Source organism: Psychrobacillus soli, from assembly GCF_006861775.1.
In the GTDB taxonomy this organism is placed as follows: Bacteria; Bacillota; Bacilli; order Bacillales_A; family Planococcaceae; genus Psychrobacillus; species Psychrobacillus soli.
On sequence record NZ_VDGG01000028.1, the window covers coordinates 1 to 22246 of the forward strand.

Genomic DNA, 22246 nt, shown 5'->3' on the forward strand with positions numbered 1-22246 from the left:
TATCGAGCTGGTGAACTGAAAAACGCTGGCAAACGAAATACACGAGAAACGTCCCTTGCGAAGTGGCAAGCATGTGATTTTGCCAACCAAGCAGCAGATGATGCAGTTCAAATTCACGGGGCAAATGGTTACTCAGACGAATATCCAGCAGAACGTTATTTACGTAATTCGAAAGCGCCGGTAATTTATGAAGGAACGCGTGAAATTCATACAGTAATGCAAGCTGAATACGTATTAGGATACCGGAAAGACAAACAGTTAAACAAAATGCTACCTGCTTGGGAAGTTGAAAATGAAAGAAGAAAAGTATCCTTGAAATAAACTTTGTATTGTTTTAATGAGAAATTGAGCAGCATAGGATCATTCAATGAACAAAAAGAAGAGTCATATTTTAAAACATATGATCAATTGCAAATAATAACTCAAAAAATAGACTTGTTCATTTAATAAATGTAACAAGTCTATATTAATTAAATAGTATAAAAACGTTTAGAAAAATCTTATGTTACGCTTGAATTAGCTCAAGTAAAAGCTTTTATTGATTTTTTGAATGATTCAAAGAAGTGAAACACAAAACAAGAAGCAGCCTAATTTTTGCTCTGACCACTTCTTGTTTTATAAAATTGAAGCTCTATTTCTCTTTATACTACAGATAACTATCAGAATATTATAGAGTTATTTTAACACAGAGTCTCGTTTTACTTTTTGGCATTTACCGTTTTTTTTGATTGCCTTCATTATTTCCTCATTATGCTCTCCAAGGTTTGGAGCATGTCTTTGGATGGAAGTAGGAGTTCCCGAAAAATTCACTGGAAACTTCATTTCCCAAATATCTCCCTCGGTTGGATGTTGAGTACTTTTAAAGAATTCCGTAGCAAGAAGATGTGGGTCTTCAAAAAGAGAATCTGGTGTATTAATTTTCGTACAGGGTATATCTGCTTCTTCCAGAATATTCAGCCATTCATTCGTAGTTTTTGTAGCCATGATATCCTCGATAGTTCCATATACGAAATCAATATTTTTAGTTCGTTCTGTTATATTGCTGAAACGTATATCATCCTGCAGATTGCTTTGCTCTGAAACGTTGAAAAAGGATTGCCATTGTTTATCATTGTAAATCATTACACCAATATAGCCATCTATCGTCTTGTACGGTTTCCTATAAGATGAAGTAACCCTGGAATAGTAAGAAGATCCGATTGGCGGGGAAAACGTTTTGCCATACATATGCTCCATCATCGTATACGAAACCATTGTCTCAAACATTGGGACCTCGATCTCTTGGCCTTCTCCACTCAACTCTCGTCGATAGATTGCAGCTAGTATCGAACTAAGTCCTACCAAGCCAGCTGTTTTGTCGGCTAATACAGTTGCCAAATATTGAGGGGCCCCCGAAACTTCACCTTGAGCCGCCGCTATCCCAGATGCTCCTTGGATAATATCATCATACGCTGGCCGCTCTCCATATGGTCCTTCTTTGCTGAAACCATACATTCCGCAATAGATTAGTCGTCTATTTACTTCCTTCAATTCTCGGTAAGACAAACCTAATCTTTCCATCGATTGCGGACGCATCGTATGAACGAAAACATCCGCCTCTCTTACAAGTTCTATCAAAATTTCTCGATCATCCACACTTTTCAAATCTAATGAGACGCTTCGCTTATTTCTATTCAAATGAAGAAAGAGACTTCCCATCCCCCTATTCTTTGCTGGTCCAAGATATCGAGTTGTATCCCCTGATGGATTCTCCACTTTGATGACATCCGCACCCATATCCCCTAACATGAGGGTGCAATATGGTCCCATTACAACTGAAGTCAAATCGAGTACCTTAATCCCTTCCAGTGGTCCACTCATTCTCTTCATCTCCTTCCTTAAACTTTTTAAATCCCCATAAAGCGCACATCATGAAGTTCAAGCACAATCAATTAGAAATACTGGACGTTGCAACCGGTTGTTTTAGCATTAGCCCTGTTCGTTTCGTTTTCACAACAAGTTTCCCATCTTGATTGTATCCCCTATGTTCAAACCAAACGATACCAGTATTAGGTCGTGACTTTGACTCACGTTTTCCGACGATTTCAGTTTCAGCACGCAAGGTATCACCAATCCTTACTGGTGCTGGAAAAACAGTTTCTTCGAATCCAAGGTTACCAAGGGTTGTTCCATCCGTTAAATCACCGACGCCTACTCCAACAACAAACGATAATGTAAAAAGGCTATTAACAATACGTCCACCATGTTCTGTATTTTTTGCATATTCTTCATCCAGATGAAGTGATTGCGTATTATGCGTCAAGGTTGTAAAAAGTAAATTGTCTGTTTCCGTCACAGTCCGACCTGGCCGATGTTTATATATGTCACCAATTGCTAATTCTTCAAAGTATTTTCCACCTGACATTCACAAACATCTCCTATCTTCATTACTTTGATCTAACCATTCGATCTACGGTAGTCAAAACTTCCCTAGCTGTTTTCACATGTGCATAATCGACATGCTCGCCTTCATACATGATGGCTGTCTCTCCTCTTTTTTCCGCTATCTGAAAAGCTTCTATCATACCACTGTAATAAGTAATCTCTTCATCCGAAGGTGAGTACACTTCATTTATAATTGGTACGTTTGATGGATGTAACACAAGTTCACCTACGAATCCTAATTGTCTATTAAATGCGGCATTTTTCTTCAATCCTTCTAGATTGTGAATGTCTTGCCAGAGTCCACCAATTGGAAGAACTCCTGCCGCACGTGCGGACATCACCACTTTTGATCGCAAATACAAAGTCTCTAATCCTTCAGGAGTCCATTGATAACCAAGTGCTCTTGCAACATCACCATTCTTAGCGCTTAAACCCGTTATACCTATAACCCTATCGCAACACGCGATTTCATAAGCAAGTTGCATGGATCTAGCAGTTTCAAGAATTGGTATGAATCGAATGGTTCCAACTGGTATGCCCAGTTCTACCTCTAATACTTCTACAATAACGGATAATTTCTTTATTTCTTCTGGTCCTTCTGGTTTGGGAAGGACCAGACCTGTTAACCCCTGCGTAACAACAGCTTTTAGGTCATCTACGTCATATTCTTGTAATCCTTTATTAATACGAACGAATACTTGGATCCCTTTAGAAGAAAGAAACGGAATAGCCTCTGCAACATATGCACGTGCTTCTGCTTTTAGTTGAAGAGGAACACTGTCCTCTAAGTCTAAAATTATGCCATCCATATCGTAGGAAGGAATCTTTTCAAACCACTGCTGCTTGATGCCTGGAACAAATAATAACGTACGGTAAGTTTCCATCATACCCCTCCACTATTTATATTTTTGGATAGCCTAATGAATAAGAAATATCCTTAGCTGACTCCTTGACGCTTTGGATAAAGAACTCTTCCTGACTTTCCTTAAAGTCTCCAATCGGTACAACACAGATAATGCTTCCAATAACTTTGCGACTTGCATCGAACACCGGAGCACCAATGCTTAAGGCTCCTTCTTTTCGTTCATTTGCCGTCTTTGTATAGCCCTGTTCTTTCACTTTCTTCATTTCATTTTTTAATAGTTCTTTATCATTCTGAGAATCTACTTCCTTCTCCAAGATCTCCTCTATGTCCGTATCACTCAAATGTGCAAGGATGTTCTTACCACTTGCTGCAACGTGGATCGACTGCAGTACCCCAATCTCAAGCACATACTGCAAAGCAGACGAACTTTTGATGCAATCGACAAATGCAAGCTTTTGATGTTGTGGATAATAAAGACTAAAATAAACAGAATGGTGAAGATTCTTTGCAAGGTTTTCCAAATATGGACGAGCAATCTTTTTCACATCTACATTTGTTGAAATAATCGATGCCATTCGAATAAAATCTGAACCTATTTTATATTTTCCAGTTACATCTGAATACTCCAGTATATGTTCATCCTTTAGCGTTGAAATCATCCGATGAGTGCTACTGACTGGCATATCGAGGAATCTTGCCAGTTCATTGACACCCCACTCGCTTTGTCCATCGGTAAAAGCACGAAGGAGAGAAAATGTTTTGGAAATAACATTTGGTTTCATATCTTAATTTCCTTCCTAACTGTATACAGCTTATCAATGTAATCTTTATTTCATCATAAAACTTGGAAGCCATAAAGTAATAAATGGCAAAACAATCAATAATATAAGGATGAGCATATCCATCAGAACAAACCATTTCACCCCTTTAAATCCTTCAGCTGTCTTCACGCCAGCTGCTCCCGTAGCGACGAAGACGTTCATTCCTACTGGAGGAGTAACAAGACCAATTTCAACCGTCTTCGTAACAATAATACCGAACCAAACTGGATCAAATCCGAGAGATACGACAATCGGGAAAGTAAGCGGCAATGTTAATATCAATATAGCAATCTGATCCATGAAGAAACCGAGAATCAGATATATAAAAATAATTATAGCCAGAATCCAATACCGTGAAACTTCCATTCCTTCTATTAACGCCACTACTTTCTGTGTCGACTGTGTCATAGTTAGGAAATAGCTGAAGATATGCGCACCGATGATGATCGTCATGATCATCGTCGTTGATTTAATTGTGTCATTTAAAGCAGTACCAAATTTATTGAGATTCATTCGCCCCATAACAAAAACAACAACTAACGTAATAAAAGCACCTAGTGCCCCCGCTTCAGTCGCTGTAACAAACCCACTGTAAATTCCTCCAATGACAGCGATAATAATGACTAGCATAGGCCAAACATTCTTCAATGAAGCAAATTTCTCTTTAATTGTTGGGTTTATCTCAATTTTTGGCGCAATGTCTGGTTTCAGTTTCACCCAAACAAAGATGACCACTATGTAACCAATTGCTGTAATTATACCTGGTACAACCGCAGCAATAAGTAATGAACCTACCCCGGTTTCCGTTAATATTCCATAAAGAATTAGGATGATACTCGGAGGAATCATTACAGCAAGCGTTCCAGCTATACTGATAACCCCCATTGTAAAAGCAGTGTTGTACTTATACTTTTTCATTTCAGGCGCAACCGCTTTTGACATAGCTGCTGCAGAAGCCTGGCTCGAACCCGAAACAGCTGCCATCAAAGCGCCAGCAAAAACTGTAGCAATTCCGAGTCCTCCAGGCAATTTACCCAGCCATTTATATGCTGCTTCAAAAAGATCCTTCATAATTCCACTTACTGTCATGAAAGCTGCCATTAAAATAAACATCGGTATGGCACTCATTAGGAAACTTTTCACACTATCATATGGTGCTGTCTGTAAAATTCCTAAAAATGAGTCCCAACCACTGAACATAAGTAGACCGATAGAACCAGAAATTCCTAATGCAAAAGCAATCGGCATTCCAAATGCAAGAAACAAAGCAAGGCAGATTAGTGGTATAGCAATAGTCATTCGAAATCTACCTCCTCTGGCCTACTATCACTTGCTTGAATATCTTTACCTAAACCAAGTAATACGACTAAAAGAATTAGCCGAATCATTATTAGAAACGAACCGATTGGGATCCAAATATAAGATAGCCATAACGGGAAATTGATAAGTCCAGATGCGATAAGATTATTTTGCATTGCAGTCAATGTCATGTTAAATCCTTGATAACCAATGAAAAACATCATAGCTGCTGCAAGCAAATAAAAGATAATATTCAATATGTCTTGAACTCGTTTGGATAACCGTTCGAATATAATGTCGAGTCTAATATGTCCATCCACTTTTTGTACATAGCTCATACTAAGGAACACGAGCATAACCATTAAATACATTTCGGTTACTTCATAAGCTCCAGTAATCGATTTACTAAAAAAGTGGCGGCTAAGTGCATCAAAAGTTGTTAAAGTCATCATAATCACAAGCGCAATTTGCGAAAGTCTCAAAAAGAGGACTTCTAATTTCCCGAATCCTTTTTCGATTATATCCATTCCTTCACCTTCCCCAATAGAAGAGCGGCCTGTAGATACATTCCCGTTGGCCGCTGGTTCTGATTCTCAATACATCACTTCATACTCTCTCTCAACTCACGATATTTCTTAATTGTCTCATTCGCATTAAATCCTCGTTTTTCTAAATCTGCTGCCCAACGATCCCATACAGGTTCAAGTGATTTATCCCATTCCGCTGATTCTTTATCGCTAAGTTCATAGATTTCAACTTTGGAGGAAAACTCCTCTGCCAATTCATCATTTTTCTCATCAAGGAATGTGGATAGATGTTCAACAGTCTCATCACCAGCTTGAGCTAATGCTTCTTTTACATCTTCTGGTAGAGTTTGGTACAATTTTTCATTAATAGAATACACAACAGTAAAGCTCCCTAAATTAGCACCTTTAGTTGAGTACTTTGCGATTGCCTCAATTTGATAGGGAGCGAAGCTCGTGAATGGGAACGTAACCCCATCAACCGTTCCACGTTCCATTGCTGTATACGCCTCCGTTGCTGGCATAAATACAGGTGATGCACCAAGTTCATCAAAACCAAGTTCCATTGTGCCAGTGACACGTGCTTTTAATCCTTTAATATCTTCCATACTCTTTACAGGTTTTTTGGAAGTTACAAATTGATATTGAGGTAGTGCAACTGCGTATAACGGGCGAACGCCATTTTTCAAATATTCCTCTTCAGCAAGGTAGTCTTTCATAAGCTGCCAAATAATTGCTGAGCCTTCTTGTGCTGAACTATAGGCACCTGGCAATGTCGCAATCTCCGTCAAAGGTAAGCGGTCAGTTGAATAGGACGTATATCCGATGTCAATCGTTTTCGACAATGTCAAATCGAGGTAACTATTTGCTTTTCCAATTTGTTCTGCTGGATAATATTCAAATTCTACTTTCCCATCTGTCAATTCCTTTACCCGATCCATGAAAAATACTGCACCTTCCGAAGATAAATAATTCGTTGTCGGTAGTGAATCAGCCATTTTCAGCTTGATTGTTTCATTTGTTCCATTAGCAGATGTATTTCCACAAGCTGCAATGATAGCCAATAACGCTGTGAATAATAGGTACAACATAACTTTTTTCATTTTCATAATTTTCCCCCTCTAATTGTACTAATCTGGTAAAGCTTCTACTATATTTCCAAATCATTACTTAACTTTTTGCGGAGAATACATCAGGACAAACTTTAAACGGCTATCTCCCACATTTTTAACTTCATGCATAGCCTTTTTCGGAATCCAGACGACATCTCCTTCTGTCAAAACCGTTTCTTTGCCTTCGATAATGATGTGCATCTTTCCAGTTAAAATGTACATAATCTGTTCAATGTCCTCGTGAAAATGAGGATCTGCCAATCCTCCAGGCTCCATTTCCCCAATAATAACTTCCATATGCTCCATGCCTTCATCAGGACCCACAAGACGACGATTAAAAGTTCCTTCATGCCCTGGTGGAGAGTAAGCCTCTACATCTTTGATACTTTTCCAATAATTCATCTTTCAAACCCCTTTCATTAATCACCATTAAACAGAAGGAATACGTATGATAAAGTACTTTTGAAATAATATACGAAACATTTGAATACGCTTACAATTTATTGGAAACAAACATTTGCAAAATATTGAATCACAAAGTACTATTCCACTATTCGGAATACCATTCCATTCGTTAAGAATAATTTAACACACACTTTTATTTCCTGCAATACATTTTCGTAATTTTCTGAATCGTTATAATAGAATATTATTTAATTATTAAATTGAATCAATTTCATAATTACCGTTTTTAAAAATGTGTAGAGTAGCCCTTGGATGAATTTTATGTTTTTTTAAAATAGAATTTCCATTTATTTAGGATACTTGTAACGATTGTTGCTTCATTGCTAACTTGATTCGGTCCATAGCTAAATTGGAGGCATTGTAAACAAGCGTCACCAAATCGAAGATACAAGTGTCAATTTACAATCACTGATTGCAAGTGGGCAGTTAGAAGTAGGACTGATGTCGATGCCAATTACAAATATCCGCCTTGAGAAAGAAACGATTTTAGAAGAGGATATTTTACTCGCTATTCCGACCAATCATTGGTTAGCAAGTTATGAAGAAGTCAATTTAAAGGATTGCAAAGATGAGCCTTTCATATTTATTAAAGAAGGCAACCATTTTCGAAAAAATACGTATGATTTATGTGTACAATTCGGCTTCGAACCTAAGATTGTTTTTGACAGCATCAATATCAATACTTGCCAATCCCTTGTCACCGCTGGAGTAGGAATTTCTTTTGTCCCCAGAATGGTTGTGAACGAATTTACAATATCAGACAAACCTATGTATTTGCCTATCAAAGCAGAGAATATTAACCCAAAGAGAGAGATCGTGATGGCTTATAAGAATAATCGTTACCTCTCAAAAGCGGCGCGCTCTTTTATTAATACGATGAAAGAATTGTATTATTAAGTGCCGACGAGATAAGTACGAGCGAAAGCGACAAAAGATGATGCCCATACGAGTGGCATCATCTTTTTTAGTAGAGTCTTTAAATTAATAGTTCCTCTTCCCATAGAATTGTTTCTAGCCAAGGACGCTTTTAAACCCATGTCAGATATGTCGGAATTTGTGGAATGAAACTACGTATATGTTTTCTACACTTCGATACGGAATCTATCATTCTAATTAAAATCAGCTGAATGCATCACCAAAACCCTATACGGTGTAGTTTTTTGTTATTTGAATATACAGTAAATGGCTTAGAGCAACCAACCAGTCCTGGAAAGCAATCAAATCAGCACGAGAGCAACCAAATCCCTGTTGAAAGCAACCAATTCTTAAAATAACAAGTTTACTTGGTGGGAAGACGTCGATGAACGTAGCGTATAATACCAATAAATGGTTGAATACAACAAAAGATGATGCATACAGCTTGCATCATCTTTTGTTAGATACATTAATTAACAGTTTTCACTTTCTTGAATTGGCTAGAATCGTTTTTTCACCATAACTGCCTGTTACTCCACTGCATTTAAAATTATTCGAATCAAACCGAAAATTGAAGCCCATAATATAATGCTTAAAATTAAGCCATTAAAGAGCCCCACGAAAAACCTATTTTCCAAAATTACCACTCCTTATGATGTTAAGGATTGGCAATTATTTAAGTTTTTAAGCAGCATGGCTAGTTAAAATTTCAATAACTATTACACAAAAATTCCATAGAACATTCTTCTTTTTCCGACCTCTCCCCCACTTTTATGTGTCCAAGCATATGACATTGAAACCTGGAGATGTCATTTTCACCGGTACACCAGAGGGCGTATTTTTAGGGTATCCGGAAAATGAACAAGTTTGGTTAAAGTCTGGAGATAAAGTGGAAGTATCGATTGAAAAAATTGGGACACTAGTGAATACATTAGAATGACAAATATAAAAGGTGCCAAATTCTGAATTTCTTCGGAATCTGGCACCTTTTTCTCCAAGATTATGTTAAAAACAATTTAGAATAGTCTCTTAATTTTATTTCACACAGAATCAACCAAAAAACTATCACTTCACTGTTACGTTCGGATCTTTAATAAGGCAATCGATATGAACGCCAGCTTCATTTTCACCACCGAACGACTTATTACTTCCAAAAGCAATATGAACTGTACCAAAAACTTTTTCGTCTTCTAGTATATTTCCTGTAAGACGCGCTTTTTTATTGGTTCCTATACCAAATTCTGCAATAATTCGACCATTACCTTCACCCAAAATTTCTAATAATTGTTTTCCTTGGTCACCAGTTGCATGTACTAAACGACCATCAATAATTTCTAAAATAATCGGTTCTTGAACTAAACCAATCCCAGCTATAGAACCGTCGATTATTACTTTGCCATTTGCCGAGTTCTCAATTGGTGCTATATAGCTCTCACCTGAAGGAATATTGCCGGATTGGCCTTTTTCTTTAAATACTCCCGTACTTGCAATACTTTTTCTATTTTCTATGGAGAAGGACAAACTCATTCCTTCTTTTTCAATTGTAACTGTTGAACCTTCATCCAACACTTTGCAATACTTTGCCGTCAATTCTTCTATTTCTTCTGCATTTGCAGAAATCGCCCCTTCTTCTAGCATGTCTAAAGTTACTCCAGGCATTGTTGCTACACGTGCACCTTTTTTAGAAGCATTTTTTCGTGCCAACGTATGAGTTAGGGAATGCTCAGTTATACAAAGTACTACATCTGCATTTTTCATCGCCTCTGCAACAAGACGGGGAGGCTCTTCCCCAGATTTACTTCGAGTAGACATTTGCATGGAAATAGTTTCATTACCTAATTCTCGTCCTGCCTCTACAAAATATTGAGCAATATCTGATAGTGCAGTATCTGTTAGTACAAGAAGTGTTTCTTCATTTTGAATATGTAGGTTATTAATCAATACATTTTTTGCTTTTTCTATAGTAGACAATACATTCCCTCCTCTCTATTAAGCATTAAGATTTAAGCTTTATATTGTACCGCTTAATAATTACTTCTAGCTCATCACGGGCCTTCATTAATAAAGGAATACATGCCTTTTTATGCTCCTCTGTCATACGATAAATAGGACCTGAAACAGTTATAGACCCAATAACGCCAAAGTGATCGTTTAATGGAACAGCTACAGCGAGCACATCAGGAGTAAATTCTCCCTGACTCTCTCCCCACCCATTTTCCCTTATTAGTGCAAGTTCTTCTTTCAATTTTTCGCCACTATCCAATGTATATTTTGTATACTTAGTAAATCCTTTTTTGATAACGTTTTCAATCATTTCTTCTGAAAGAAATGCCAGTATAGATCGGTAGGACGCCCCGACATATAATGGGGCGCGACTACCGGCTGAAACGGAAAACTTCACTTTATTTTCAGGTTCTACCGCAGCTAAAGTGACCGCTTCATCTCGGTCAAGAATTGTTAAGAAAACAGATTCTCCCGTTTCCTCGCACAGCTTATCTAAAGATGGCTTGATAAGGGTATCTACATTTAGAGATTCGTACATAATTCTGCCTAGTTCCCAAGTGGCATAGCCTAGGGAATACTTTTTGGTAATTGGATCTTTGGTTACAAATCGGTTTTTTTCTAGAGTTTCTAAAATACGATATATATTCGTATGGTTTATATTCATTTCATTGGCGAGTTCTCTTCCACCCCAAACAGGCGTTTCTCGAGTAAACATCTTTAATACTTTTAAAGATAAATCTAGTGTCTTTAACAAGTAAAATCCCCCATATCTTTCCTAATTACCTACTATATTATCTAAATTAGAATAAAACACAAGTAATTTTACACTCAATCTTCTAATCATTGGAAGTTTCATATAAAAAATCCACCACTGCAGCAACGTATACTTTTGCACATCTTACTATATCTTCTACTAATACTTTCTCGTTATAGCCATGAATGCTAGGTAAATAAGCTGGACCATATTGTAACACCGGAATGTGATAATCTCTAAAATGTCTAGCATCGCTACTTGCCCATTGCATTACTCCGTAAGCTTCATCTTTTGTTACAAATTCAATATTTTCTACGATCGCTTTACAAACTGGGTCTTGCGCAGATGTATAATTTGCAACACTCTTAAAACCAAATAACCGTATGGAGTAGCGGATACCTAGACTATCTAGCTCTTTCTTCAAATAATCTGATACTTCTTCATGGGTAATACCAAATGGTAAACGACAATCTACTTGAACTTTACAGCTTTCAGGAATAACATTTGACTTTGTTCCTCCATTAATCGTTCCAATGTTCACCGTAATTCTTTCTAAAACTGGTTGAAAAATTTCTCTTTCTTCCTCCACCTCACGTAAATAACGTTTAGAAATGTCTACCAATTCTCTCACTTCTTCTGGCATGTGAATATCCAAATCCCATAGTGTACGAATCTTTTCAATCGCTGCGATTGCATCTACAATAGCATTGTTGCCTGCTACTGGTGATAGACTTCCATGACCAGGCTCACCAAATACTTCAAGCTCAAACCAATAGGAACCCTTTTGGCCGATTGTTGGATTTAACGGAGAGGAAGGTTCTGCTATCAAACATCCATCACCATTAATCAAGTTATTCTCTAGCAACCACGGGACACCGAATTCTCCACCTGTCTCTTCATCTGGAACTATTGCTAAAGTAAGCTGACCTGGTAATTCGATTCCTAGTCGCTTGAACAAAGTGAATGCAAAAATAATTCCGGCTAGTCCGCCTTTCATATCACTTGCCCCTCGTCCTAACATCCAACCATCCACTACTTCTCCTGAAAAAGGATCGAAATCCCATTTGGATAAGTCACCAGCAGGAACCACATCAGTATGACCACAATAAATAAGTTTTTTTCCTGATTCATCTCCAATAGAACTTACAAGATTATACATTTTTTCGGATGCTTCATGCCAGTCTACTTCTAGCCCAAACTGCTTTAAATAGTCGGATACAAATTCACTCGCTTCTGTTGAGTCACCTGGGGGATTCTCACTAGGAATTCGGATAAGTGAACTACATAATTCGATTAATTCGTCTTTTCTTTTTTCTACTTCATCTACTAATTGCTGTTTTAATTGTGTATTATCCATTAGTTAGTTACCTCTTGTTTTCCAAAAGTTTGTAAATGTTCCATCTTGCCATATAGCTTTTCTAATAATACAAACTCTTCCTCATTAAAGAATGAACATTTACCTTCTCCATAAACTTTAGCAACTTCAAGCGCAAATCGTACAACTTGTTCAATGTCCACTAAGTGACTTGCTCCTGTACCGCAACCAGCTACAGCTGTTTCTGTTGTAATTGCAACGCCAACTACAGGGCTTGTTGTTGCTACTGCCGGTTGTAAAATACTATTTACATGATATACTCCGTTCCCATAAGGAGTAATATCCTGAGTTGTAATAGGTAAAGTTACTGGTAATATGCCAGCAGATTGTGTATAAATATGAAGCAAATCATCACTTATTTTTAGAATATAGCCTTGTTTTACCGTTGGAGTAATTGCAAAACCTTTGTGATTTGTAATCATATTTCCTTTCGTTGTATCTATAGAAAGAATTGCATCCATTTCTTCGGTTACTTCGTATTGATTCATTGTTAAAATATCAACTGGAGAGTCCATAAACGGTACTGGATCATGAGGTAACGTTGGGGCAGTTGGACAAATATGTGTTGTTAAAATTACGTCTCCTACTAGTTGATCTCCTTTTCCTTGCATATCTAATAACTTAGCAGCTGTTGCCATAGCAGATAATGCACCATCTCCATCAGATACAAAGCCTTTTACTTCAGGACGGGCACCAATACCACCAAGTCTTCCAACTATTCCTAGTGTTGGAGCAGTACCTCCCATTCGTTTTCCATTTGTGCCTGGGATGAAAACTTTCACAAAATCAGTAGATCCAGCTTTTCCTTCCACTGTTTGAACACTAATCTCACCTTTATCTGAGATTTTCTCTAAATAAGACTTAATTACTTCTCCAGTTACATGAATACTATCCATTTCTTCAAATAATTCCATTACGTGTTTTAATGACATGATTTGTTCCTCCTAGTTTTTATGAATATAAGTGACAAGCTACTTTTTGGGTCTCACCCAAATCTACAAATGCTGGTACGTCCTTTTTGCAATGTTCCATTGCATGAGGGCATCTTTTGTGAAAACTACAACCAGGTGGTGGATTCACAGGACTTGGTACATCCCCCTCCAAAAGAATTCTCTCTTTTTTATCAAAAGGATTTTCTTTTGGAATTGCAGATAATAATGCTTTGGTATAAGGATGTTTTGGATTTTCATATAACTCCTCGTATGTACCGATCTCCACAATTTTTCCTAAATACATGACCGCAATTCGATCGCATATATAGCGAACAACATTTAAATCATGGGAAATGAAAATATAAGTTAGATCAAATTTACGCTGTAAATCTTTTAATAAATTTATAACTTGTGCTTGAACAGATACATCCAAAGCGGAGACTGGTTCATCGCAAATAATAATATCTGGGTTTAACGCAAGTGCACGAGCAATATTTATACGCTGTCTTTGACCACCAGAAAATTCATGGACATATCTTTCTGCATGATAACCGCTTAAACCAACAACTTCTAATAACTCTATTACTCTCTTTTTTCTAGATTTAGCGTCACCAATATGATGAATAGCTAGAGGTTCTGCAATTAAATACTCAATCGTTTTACGAGGATCCAAAGAAGCATATGGATTTTGAAAAACCATTTGGATAGATTTTCGAATGGAACGTATCTCTTTTGATCCTAGTGTTGCTAAATTCTTTCCCTTAAACTCAACAACACCTTCTGTCGGTCGGATGAGTTGATTAATAAGCCTTGCCATTGTGGATTTTCCACAACCAGATTCTCCAACAATCCCTAGCGTTTCACCTTTATATACTTCAAAACTAACTCCATCCACTGCTTTTACACTTTGTGTAGATTTTTTAAAAGGTACTGCTTCATTTATTGGAAAATGTTTTTTTAAATTTTCTACTTTAATAACAACTTCACTCAATGTAAACGCGCTCCTTTCTTTCTAGACGGTTGGAATTTGTTTGGAAATGGCAAGACACTATATGACCTAGTTCCACCTCGATTGGTTGTGGTTTTGTTGTGCTACAAATTTCTTTTGCATATGGACAACGATCAGCGAAATTACATCCTGGGATTGGGTTGCGCAAATCCGGAGGACTCCCAGGAATTGCAGGCAATTTATCACCATTCAATGTATTTTTCGTGATTTGTGACTCTAATAACCCCCAAGTATATGGATGTAGAGGGTTTTCATAAATAGTTTCCACTGTACCAGATTCCACCGTGTTTCCTGCATACATCACAATTACTTTATCGCACATCTCCCATACAACACCTAAATCATGCGTAATCATGATAATCGACGTATCATTCTTTTCCTGCAATGATTTCATAAGTTCCAAAATTTGTGCCTGTACTGTAACGTCTAAAGCAGTAGTGGGTTCATCTGCAATTAGTAACTTTGGATTACACGATAATGCTATAGCGATCATTACTCGTTGTCTCATACCACCTGAAAATTCATGAGGGTACATTTTCACCCTTTTTTCCGGCTCTGGAATTCCAACAACTTTCAGCATTTCAATTGCTTTTTTCTTTGCCTCTTTTTTAGACATCTGTTGATGAGTACGTACTGCTTCTTCGATTTGATCTCCCACAGTAAACACTGGATTTAAACTAGTCATCGGATCTTGAAATATCATCGCAATTTCATTACCACGAACGTCTCTCATTTCTTTATCAGAAAGGGATAATATATCCTTTCCATTAAAGGTAATTTTCCCATTTGGGATACTACCAATTCCTTTTGGCAGTAATCTCATAAGAGCTGTTGCAGTAACACTTTTACCCGATCCGGACTCTCCAACAATCCCCAGAGTTTCTTTCTTCTTCAATGTTATGTTTACTCCATTAACTGCTTTTACAATCGATGCTGAAGAACGAAAGTGGACATCTAAATTTTCGACTTTTAGTATTACATCTGACATCTTTTCCACCTCCAGTAAAAATATTTATTAGACTTTCATTTTAGGATCTAATGCATCCCTTAACCCGTCACCGAACAAATTTATCCCTAAAACGGTAATAAGGATAGCAAGTCCAGAAAAAGTGGCCATTTGTGGATTAAGTACTAAGAAGTCTTTCCCATCTTTTAAAATACTCCCCCATGAAGCGGTTGGTGGTTGAACCCCTAAACCTAAGAAACTTAATGCAGCTTCAGAAATAATAGCTCCGGCAATACTCATTGTTCCATATACAATTAATGGAGCTAAACAGTTAGGAAGCACATGTTGAAATAGTATCCTTCCGTGAGTTGCACCTAAAGAACGTGTCACTTCTATAAATTCTTCCTCTTTTACACTTAATACTTGTCCTCGTACTATTCGTGCAAACCCTGGTATATTAGCTACGCCGATCGCAATAATTACATTCACTAACCCTTGTCCCAAAACCGTCATTAACGTTATCGCTAGTAGGATGAAAGGAAAGGCAAATAATCCATCCATTGTACGCATAATAAGAGAATCTAATTTCCCGCCAAAGTAACCAGCTATTAAACCTAAAAACGTACCAAATACAGCCCCAAACAAAACGGCAGATACTCCTACAATCAATGAAATTCTAGCTCCATACACAATTCGGCTAAATAAATCACGTCCATAATTATCTGTACCAAGGAAATGTCCATCCACTCCAGCTCCTAAAAGACTATGCGTAATATCCATCTCATTCGGTGCATGTGTAGCAATTAGAGGAGCGAAAATTGCGATAATTGTCATGAAAATAGTGACAAACAAACCAAAAGCAGCTATGCGATTTTTCAATAATTTCCGTATAAAACTTCGCTCATTTATTTCCTTTTTCTTCACTTCTCTTGTTTCCATAGATGAAGGTTGAGTAGAAGTCATTTTCCTTCTCCTCCTTTTCCAGAAGAATAATTGACACGTGGATTCACAATTTTATATAAAACATCAATTAATAGATTGACTAATACAAAAATTATAGCGATAAATAGTACGGTTCCTTGCACTACTACAAAATCCCGTTTATCTATTGCATCTACTATTAATCGCCCCATCCCTGGCCAACTAAAAATTGTTTCTGTTAAAACTGCTCCTCCTAATAGGGCGGACACTTGCATACCAAGTACAGTTAAAATAGGCGTTAATGCATTTTTAAACGCATGTTTACCTATAACGAAAAACTCTTTTAACCCTTTTGCCCTGGCTGTTTTTATATAGTCTTGAGAAATAACTTCCAACATACTAGAGCGTGTAATTCTTGCAAAAGTAGCCATGGGAATAGTTGCAAGAGTAATACTCGGTAACACTAAATGCTTAATGTATGTGATAAATCCTTCATCCATCGTTCCCATTCCGGTAGCTGGAAACCAACCTAAATTTACACTAAAATACAATACAAGCATGACTCCTAACCAAAAGATAGGAATAGAGACTCCTATTAACGAAATAACCATAACCGTATAGTCCATTACCGAGTTTTGCTTTGATGCGGAAATGATACCTGCTGGAATTCCTATTAATAGAGCTATTACTAATGCTGAAAAGGCAAGTACAAGTGTATTAGGAAATCTATCCATAATTAGTGAAATCACTGGTTGATTATAAGTTAATGAAACTCCGAAATCTCCTTGAACTAAGTCTCCAATATACTGAAGAAATTGCGTATGCAATGGTTCATTTAATCCTAAATCATCTCTTAACTCTTGTATGTCTTCTACACTTGCTTGTGGTCCTAACATTACTGCAGCCGGATCACCAGGTATTAAACGTGTGATGACAAAAACAATAATAGCTACGACAAAAATAGTTGGAAGCAAATCTACTAAACGTTTAAGTATGTATTTACCCATAAAACCCCTCCTTTTTTCACTATATGAATCACTGGTTCACAATGTGAATTAAAAAAAGTTTATCATCTGACTAATTATTTGTAAATATAAAATTAACAATTATCTAAACATTTTAAAAAAATCATTTACACATCTTTTCTCATGTGATAAATTAGTTAACAATTCATCATGTGATACAGCGTTTCACAATGTGAATCAACTAAAAGGAGTGATTATAAATATGGAAAAGAAGAAATATTTATCACTACTAATACTTGTTTTATGTATGGTATTAGTACTTGCAGCCTGTTCTGGGAAAAAATCTTCTAATGAAGAAGTTTCTTCTAATGGAAACGAAAATGCAACTGGAGAACCTCAAGATGGGGGCACCCTTCGTCTAGGGTTATCAGCAAACCCTAAAACGCTTGACCCTATTAAATATACTGGAGTTTATGAATCTCAAATAATGAGAATGGTTTCAGATACTTTAGTTGTTTACAGTAAAGATTTAAGTGAAATTCAACCATCTCTAGCAACAAGCTGGGAAGTATCAGAAGATATGAAAGAATATACTTTCCAATTAAGAGAAGATGTATTTTTTCAACCTGGTGAATATCAGGATGGACGTCAAATGACAGCGGAAGACGTAAAGTATAGCTTAGAACGTTCTGCTACAGAATCTGCGATGAATCGCCTAAGAGGGGTAGCAAGCGTTGAGGTAACAGGAGAATTCGAAGTAAAACTCCACACAGAAGCACCAAATGCCGCACTGCTAGCAATGCTTACAGACTCTGGAAATATGATTGTGGCTAAAGAAGAAGTAGAAGGCTGGGGAGACAACTTCGGTACAAATGTTGTAGGAACAGGACCTTTTATGATTAAAAATTGGCAACAAGATCAACAAGTTGAGCTTGTACGTCATGATAAATATTGGGGAGAAAAACCTCACTTAGATGGAGTAACAGTTAAAATCATTTCAGATCCTAATATGATGACAAACGCACTTCGCTCTGGTGATATTGACATTGCTTCTGATGTTAAAGGACAAAACCGAGAATTAATTAAGCAAGATACTAATTTAGAGTTAATTTCTAAATCAGCACTAGCAACAGTTTATCTAGACTTAAATAACAAAAAAGGTCCTACTGCTGATGCTAAAGTCCGCGAAGCAATTTATAAAGCTACAAATGTAGAAGAAATTGTCCAAGGTGTAAACCAATGGGGTGGAGCAGTTCCTTCCCTTTTACCAATCCCTAAAGATTCATGGGGATATGACGAAAGTTTAGAAGCTCTTGTCCCAACATATGACCCGGACGCTGCAAAAGCCTTACTTTCGGAAGCAGGTTTTCCAGATGGTTTCAAAACGGAAATTTATGTATCGGAAGCTCGAGTACCATATGCGACAATCTTCCAAAATCAAATGAAGAAAAACCTTAATATTGATGTAGAGATTAAAACCGTGGAATGGGGAACGTATAGCGATACTGTCTCTAAAGGAAATGCACCGATGTCCATTGGTGGATGGACATGGTATCCAGACCCTTACTTTTACTTATACCAACTATTCCACACGGATCAGCTTGGAGCACTAGGTAATGGGAAAGGATATGAAAATGCAGAAGTTGATGCATTATTAAATCGTGCAGTATCTGAAACAGTTGACCAAGCGGAACGTGCAACACTTTATCAAGAAGCGCTTAAACTAATCTTGAAAGATGTGCCACGAATTGAGTTAGAAAATACAGAAGCAGCAGCAGGAATTACGAAAAAAGTTAAAGGCTTTGATGTTTCTCCAGACTTCTCTATCTCTATCGTTAACCCTAATGGTACAAACGTATGGTTGGAGAAATAATAAATAATTTCATCTAAATTTATACAAGAAAAGTAGAGAGTATATATTCTCTACTTTTCTTTTAAATGAAAGGAAGAGCCTAAATGATCATATTTAACCATGCATACGTCCTAAATCCAATTTCTAATGAATTCAAGAAGAAGAAATTAGTGATTAAAGATCAATATATACATGCCATTTTAGACTGCGATACTACCATCGAACAAGAAGACCTTTATCAAAACATAGATGCATCCACTTTATATATTACACCTGGTTTAATAGATGCTTGTTCTCAAATTGGTTTGAAAGAAACCGGTATCCGTTGGGAAGGAAATGATTCATATGAACCTACCCAAGAAACTAGTAATATTTTATCTGTTGTAGACGGAATTTATCCATTTGATCCTTCCTTTAAGCTAGCCATTTCTTCTGGAGTTACTAGCGCACATGTTATGTCCACTGCTGAAAATGTTATTGGTGCATACTCTGCGATTATCCATATGGACGGCACAACGGTAGATGAAATGCTTATAACAAATAATGTAGGACTTTCTTTTTCTATGGGTGATGTTCCTAAAAAAGCATTCTTTGACTTTACTAAAAAGCCATTAACACGCATGGGTATTGCTAATATTATTAGGCAAACGATTCAAAAACTAAGAGCAGATGGATTACCTCTTGATTTTCCTTTTTTTATACGTTGTCACCGTGCCGATGATATTGAAACAGCACTCCGAATTCAAAGTGAACTTCAAGCTAATTTCACCCTTGTACATGCAACAGAGTTTGCACTTATAGACAAGGATGCTCAAAAAGAAATTAGCCAGATAATTGCCGGTCCAGTTTTTCAAGCAATCGAAAGATTTGAACTAAAAAATTTACATCCTTCCCTTTTTAAACAATTACAAACGTTGGAGATTTTATCATGTAACGCAACAGATCACCCTATTAGCTCAGTATCTCATTTAAAACTAGAGAGTTCGTTAGCAATTCGGGAAGGTGTTTCAAGAAATAATGCCATACGTTCTTTAACAACAGATGCTGCAAAAATTCTTCAAATAGATCATTTAACTGGTTCTTTAGCGGCTGGTCTATATGCAGATGTTGTCGTGTGGGACCAACACCCTCTAAATCTATCAGCTAAAGTATTGAGTACGCTTATTAAAGGAAAAGAAGTTTATAAAGGAAGTGATTGGAAATGACGGTTATTTATAAAAACTGTATGATTTTCACAATGGATGAACAAAATTCATACTATGAAAATGCAGAAATCTGGGTGGAAAATGGAAAGATTTTATATGTCGGAAATGCTAAATCTCCACCTAATAATGCAAAAGTTATAGATAAAAGTGGCTGTATCCTCACCCCCGGTTTGATAGATATACATACGCATGTTGGTATATGGAGTGAAATCAATGAACAGATTAACGATGCAAATGAATACTCTTCCCCTTACACACCACTAATGAATGCAATAGATGGAATAGATATACGACACTTTTCTTTTGACTTAGCTATTCAAGGCGGGGTAACTACCATACAAACAGGAGCAGGCAGCGCCAATCCCATTGGTGGTGTTTGGATGATATTAAAAACAAGTGGACGGTCTTTAAAAGAAAGGATAATTATGGAACGAAGCGGGCTAAAAGGAGCATTAGGAGAAAACCCCAAAAATGTATTTGGTAATAGTAAGCAAAAACCAATGACACGTATGGCAGTTGCAGAAATTATTCGAAAAGGTTTTCGAGAAGCACTCGCACTATCAGAAACAGAAAAAGAAAACGTTCTAAAAAATAGATCACATCTCTATCCATTCATAGAAGTATTGGAACATAAGATGCCGCTACACCTTCACTGTCACCGTGCAGATGATATTGCAACTGCTATTCGCATTGCGAAAGAGTTCGATGTAGAGCTTTCTATAGAGCACTGTACAGAAGGACATTTAATGCTAGATGCTATTAAAGATAGTAAAGCACACGTAACACTAGGACCATTTATGCTTCCTCCTAGTAAGTACGAAACTAGAAATTCAACTCCTGCAGGCCCTATGCATTTTGAACAAGCAGGTATTCCATTCGCAATTATGACAGATCATCCTTTTATTCCTATTCAATATTTATATTATTGTGCTGCTGAAGCAGTCAAATATGGTTTAAGTAAAACAACTGCATTGCGAAGCATAACGATAGAAGCCGCAAAATTAACGAAGATCGATAACAGAGTAGGTTCACTTGAAATTGGAAAAGACGCGGATTTTGTTATTTGGTCCCATCCACCTTTTAAAACAGAAGCAAATATAGTAGAAACTTATATCAATGGAGAACAAGTATACAAAAGAGAGGAATGAAATGCATCTGAAAACAATATGTGTAATCACAATTGGTCAAACTCCTCGCACAGATATGATTCCTCCACTTCGATCCTATTTACCAAATGACACTCGAATTATCGAAAAAGGAGTTTTAGATTCGTTAGTAATAGAGGAAATTCAACATCTATTTGTGGAAGAAGGTCAAACAACATTAGTCTCACGATTAACGAATGGAAACAGTGTAGTAGTAAGCAAAGAAAAAATAATTCCAATCATTCAACAGCTTATAGACGAATGTCAAAAATCTGAAATAGATTTAATATTACTTGCTTGTACAGGGAAATTCCCTTTATTCTCATCTGAAATTCCTGTAATCTATCCCGATTTTTTACTAAATTACGCTGTAAAAGGATTGCTTAGAGAGGGTGAATTAGGGGTGATTGTCCCTTTAATCGAACAATCAGAAATGATTCAAGATAAGTGGAAAGAAGTGAATTTCAAAACGTGTATTACTTCCACTTCACCATATAATGGGACACATGAAGAATTGGTTCAAGCAACAAAACGATTAAATGAGTCACAAGTTCAAGCAATACTCTTAGATTGCATGGGATATTCCAATGAGATGAAAAATATTATTCGGGAACACACAACGAAACCAATAATTGTGGCGCGTAATATTATTTATGCAAATCTAGCAGAATTGCTGTAGAAAATTAGTATTTATAAGAGTTAGGAGAAAGACA

23 protein-coding genes are annotated in these 22246 nt (G+C 36.8%); 7 read left to right on the top strand and 16 right to left on the bottom strand.

Annotated elements, in window-relative coordinates:
- Positions 1-321 (top strand): acyl-CoA dehydrogenase family protein (locus tag FG383_RS13430; RefSeq protein WP_142607906.1); only part of this gene is annotated, 321 nt, incomplete at its 5' end.
- 354 nt (positions 322-675) lie between these two features.
- On the opposite strand, the gene FG383_RS13435 is transcribed toward FG383_RS13430, so the two are convergent.
- From FG383_RS13435 to FG383_RS13470, 8 genes are all read right to left on the bottom strand, one after another.
- The gene (locus FG383_RS13435; protein ID WP_142607907.1) at positions 676-1860 is read right to left on the bottom strand and encodes a CaiB/BaiF CoA transferase family protein; all 1185 of its coding nucleotides are present in this window, start codon (positions 1858-1860) and stop codon (positions 676-678) included.
- A 67-nt stretch (positions 1861-1927) separates the two neighbouring features.
- A complete protein-coding gene (locus tag FG383_RS13440) occupies positions 1928-2404 on the bottom strand; it encodes a MaoC family dehydratase (protein WP_142607908.1) in 477 nt (158 codons plus the stop codon).
- Positions 2405-2426: 22 nt separating this feature from the next.
- Positions 2427-3308 carry an HpcH/HpaI aldolase/citrate lyase family protein gene (locus FG383_RS13445; RefSeq protein WP_142607909.1) on the bottom strand — a complete coding sequence of 294 codons (882 nt, stop codon included), beginning with the start codon at positions 3306-3308 and terminating at the stop codon, positions 2427-2429.
- A gap of 16 nt (positions 3309-3324) precedes the next feature.
- Positions 3325-4071, bottom strand: a complete 747-nt coding sequence (locus FG383_RS13450) for an IclR family transcriptional regulator (protein WP_142607910.1) — start codon at positions 4069-4071, stop codon at positions 3325-3327.
- A 45-nt stretch (positions 4072-4116) separates the two neighbouring features.
- Entirely contained in the window at positions 4117-5409 is a 1293-nt protein-coding gene (locus FG383_RS13455) for a TRAP transporter large permease (protein ID WP_142607911.1), read from the bottom strand.
- Entirely contained in the window at positions 5406-5936 is a 531-nt protein-coding gene (locus FG383_RS13460) for a TRAP transporter small permease (protein WP_142607912.1), read from the bottom strand. The genes FG383_RS13455 and FG383_RS13460 overlap by 4 nt, the downstream gene beginning before the upstream one ends.
- 74 nt (positions 5937-6010) lie before the next feature.
- A complete protein-coding gene (locus tag FG383_RS13465) occupies positions 6011-7042 on the bottom strand; it encodes a TRAP transporter substrate-binding protein (protein ID WP_142607913.1) in 1032 nt (343 codons plus the stop codon).
- A 57-nt stretch (positions 7043-7099) separates the two neighbouring features.
- Complete coding sequence (locus FG383_RS13470) at positions 7100-7447, bottom strand: cupin domain-containing protein (RefSeq protein WP_142607914.1); 348 nt, start codon at positions 7445-7447, stop codon at positions 7100-7102.
- A gap of 504 nt (positions 7448-7951) precedes the next feature.
- On the opposite strand from FG383_RS13470, the gene FG383_RS13475 reads away from it, so the two are divergent.
- Together FG383_RS13475 and FG383_RS13480 are read left to right on the top strand one after the other, a co-directional pair.
- A complete protein-coding gene (locus FG383_RS13475) occupies positions 7952-8407 on the top strand; it encodes a LysR family transcriptional regulator substrate-binding protein (RefSeq protein ID WP_246097004.1) in 456 nt (151 codons plus the stop codon).
- 793 nt (positions 8408-9200) lie between these two features.
- Positions 9201-9365, top strand: a complete 165-nt coding sequence (locus FG383_RS13480) for a fumarylacetoacetate hydrolase family protein (protein ID WP_342782145.1) — start codon at positions 9201-9203, stop codon at positions 9363-9365.
- Between the two features lie 125 nt (positions 9366-9490).
- On the opposite strand, the gene FG383_RS13485 is transcribed toward FG383_RS13480, so the two are convergent.
- The 8 genes from FG383_RS13485 to nikB form a co-directional block, all read right to left on the bottom strand.
- On the bottom strand, positions 9491-10396 hold the full coding sequence (locus tag FG383_RS13485; protein ID WP_142607916.1) for an aminopeptidase: 906 nt from the start codon (positions 10394-10396) through the stop codon (positions 9491-9493).
- Between the two features lie 25 nt (positions 10397-10421).
- Positions 10422-11183, bottom strand: a complete 762-nt coding sequence (locus FG383_RS13490) for an IclR family transcriptional regulator (protein ID WP_142607917.1) — start codon at positions 11181-11183, stop codon at positions 10422-10424.
- Between the two features lie 82 nt (positions 11184-11265).
- The gene (locus FG383_RS13495; RefSeq protein WP_142607918.1) at positions 11266-12540 is read right to left on the bottom strand and encodes a M20 family metallopeptidase; all 1275 of its coding nucleotides are present in this window, start codon (positions 12538-12540) and stop codon (positions 11266-11268) included.
- Positions 12540-13490 carry a DUF1177 domain-containing protein gene (locus FG383_RS13500; protein ID WP_142607919.1) on the bottom strand — a complete coding sequence of 317 codons (951 nt, stop codon included), beginning with the start codon at positions 13488-13490 and terminating at the stop codon, positions 12540-12542. The genes FG383_RS13495 and FG383_RS13500 overlap by 1 nt, the downstream gene beginning before the upstream one ends.
- A 19-nt stretch (positions 13491-13509) precedes the next feature.
- Positions 13510-14481, bottom strand: a complete 972-nt coding sequence (locus FG383_RS13505; RefSeq protein ID WP_142607920.1) for an ABC transporter ATP-binding protein — start codon at positions 14479-14481, stop codon at positions 13510-13512.
- Positions 14474-15487, bottom strand: a complete 1014-nt coding sequence (locus tag FG383_RS13510; protein ID WP_142607921.1) for an ABC transporter ATP-binding protein — start codon at positions 15485-15487, stop codon at positions 14474-14476. Before FG383_RS13510 ends, FG383_RS13505 begins: the two co-directional genes overlap by 8 nt.
- A gap of 27 nt (positions 15488-15514) precedes the next feature.
- Positions 15515-16384, bottom strand: a complete 870-nt coding sequence (locus tag FG383_RS13515; protein ID WP_246097007.1) for an ABC transporter permease — start codon at positions 16382-16384, stop codon at positions 15515-15517.
- Positions 16385-16404: 20 nt separating this feature from the next.
- Complete coding sequence (nikB, locus tag FG383_RS13520; RefSeq protein WP_142607923.1) at positions 16405-17373, bottom strand: nickel ABC transporter permease; 969 nt, start codon at positions 17371-17373, stop codon at positions 16405-16407.
- A gap of 220 nt (positions 17374-17593) precedes the next feature.
- Between nikB and FG383_RS13525 the strand changes: the two genes are divergently transcribed.
- The 4 genes from FG383_RS13525 to FG383_RS13540 all read left to right on the top strand — a co-directional run bounded on the left by FG383_RS13525 (position 17594) and on the right by FG383_RS13540 (position 22212).
- Positions 17594-19204, top strand: a complete 1611-nt coding sequence (locus FG383_RS13525) for an ABC transporter substrate-binding protein (protein WP_142607924.1) — start codon at positions 17594-17596, stop codon at positions 19202-19204.
- 83 nt (positions 19205-19287) lie between these two features.
- Positions 19288-20388: an amidohydrolase family protein gene (locus FG383_RS13530; protein ID WP_142607925.1), complete on the top strand. Its 1101-nt coding sequence runs from the start codon at positions 19288-19290 to the stop codon at positions 20386-20388.
- Entirely contained in the window at positions 20385-21536 is a 1152-nt protein-coding gene (locus FG383_RS13535; RefSeq protein ID WP_142607926.1) for an amidohydrolase, read from the top strand. Before FG383_RS13530 ends, FG383_RS13535 begins: the two co-directional genes overlap by 4 nt.
- A 1-nt stretch (position 21537) precedes the next feature.
- Entirely contained in the window at positions 21538-22212 is a 675-nt protein-coding gene (locus FG383_RS13540) for an AroM family protein (protein ID WP_185907946.1), read from the top strand.
- Positions 22213-22246: the final 34 nt, after the last annotated feature.

Coding starts and splice junctions, on each gene's coding strand:
- FG383_RS13435 (WP_142607907.1), bottom strand. CDS start 1,860: ATGAGTGGACCACTGGAAGGGATTAAGGTACTCGATTTGACTTCAGTT.
- FG383_RS13440 (WP_142607908.1), bottom strand. CDS start 2,404: ATGTCAGGTGGAAAATACTTTGAAGAATTAGCAATTGGTGACATATAT.
- FG383_RS13445 (WP_142607909.1), bottom strand. CDS start 3,308: ATGGAAACTTACCGTACGTTATTATTTGTTCCAGGCATCAAGCAGCAG.
- FG383_RS13450 (WP_142607910.1), bottom strand. CDS start 4,071: ATGAAACCAAATGTTATTTCCAAAACATTTTCTCTCCTTCGTGCTTTT.
- FG383_RS13455 (WP_142607911.1), bottom strand. CDS start 5,409: ATGACTATTGCTATACCACTAATCTGCCTTGCTTTGTTTCTTGCATTT.
- FG383_RS13460 (WP_142607912.1), bottom strand. CDS start 5,936: ATGGATATAATCGAAAAAGGATTCGGGAAATTAGAAGTCCTCTTTTTG.
- FG383_RS13465 (WP_142607913.1), bottom strand. CDS start 7,042: ATGAAAATGAAAAAAGTTATGTTGTACCTATTATTCACAGCGTTATTG.
- FG383_RS13470 (WP_142607914.1), bottom strand. CDS start 7,447: ATGAATTATTGGAAAAGTATCAAAGATGTAGAGGCTTACTCTCCACCA.
- FG383_RS13475 (WP_246097004.1), top strand. CDS start 7,952: ATGTCGATGCCAATTACAAATATCCGCCTTGAGAAAGAAACGATTTTA.
- FG383_RS13495 (WP_142607918.1), bottom strand. CDS start 12,540: ATGGATAATACACAATTAAAACAGCAATTAGTAGATGAAGTAGAAAAA.
- FG383_RS13500 (WP_142607919.1), bottom strand. CDS start 13,490: ATGTCATTAAAACACGTAATGGAATTATTTGAAGAAATGGATAGTATT.
- FG383_RS13510 (WP_142607921.1), bottom strand. CDS start 15,487: ATGTCAGATGTAATACTAAAAGTCGAAAATTTAGATGTCCACTTTCGT.
- FG383_RS13515 (WP_246097007.1), bottom strand. CDS start 16,384: ATGGAAACAAGAGAAGTGAAGAAAAAGGAAATAAATGAGCGAAGTTTT.
- nikB (WP_142607923.1), bottom strand. CDS start 17,373: ATGGGTAAATACATACTTAAACGTTTAGTAGATTTGCTTCCAACTATT.
- FG383_RS13525 (WP_142607924.1), top strand. CDS start 17,594: ATGGAAAAGAAGAAATATTTATCACTACTAATACTTGTTTTATGTATG.
- FG383_RS13530 (WP_142607925.1), top strand. CDS start 19,288: ATGATCATATTTAACCATGCATACGTCCTAAATCCAATTTCTAATGAA.
- FG383_RS13535 (WP_142607926.1), top strand. CDS start 20,385: ATGACGGTTATTTATAAAAACTGTATGATTTTCACAATGGATGAACAA.
- FG383_RS13540 (WP_185907946.1), top strand. CDS start 21,538: ATGCATCTGAAAACAATATGTGTAATCACAATTGGTCAAACTCCTCGC.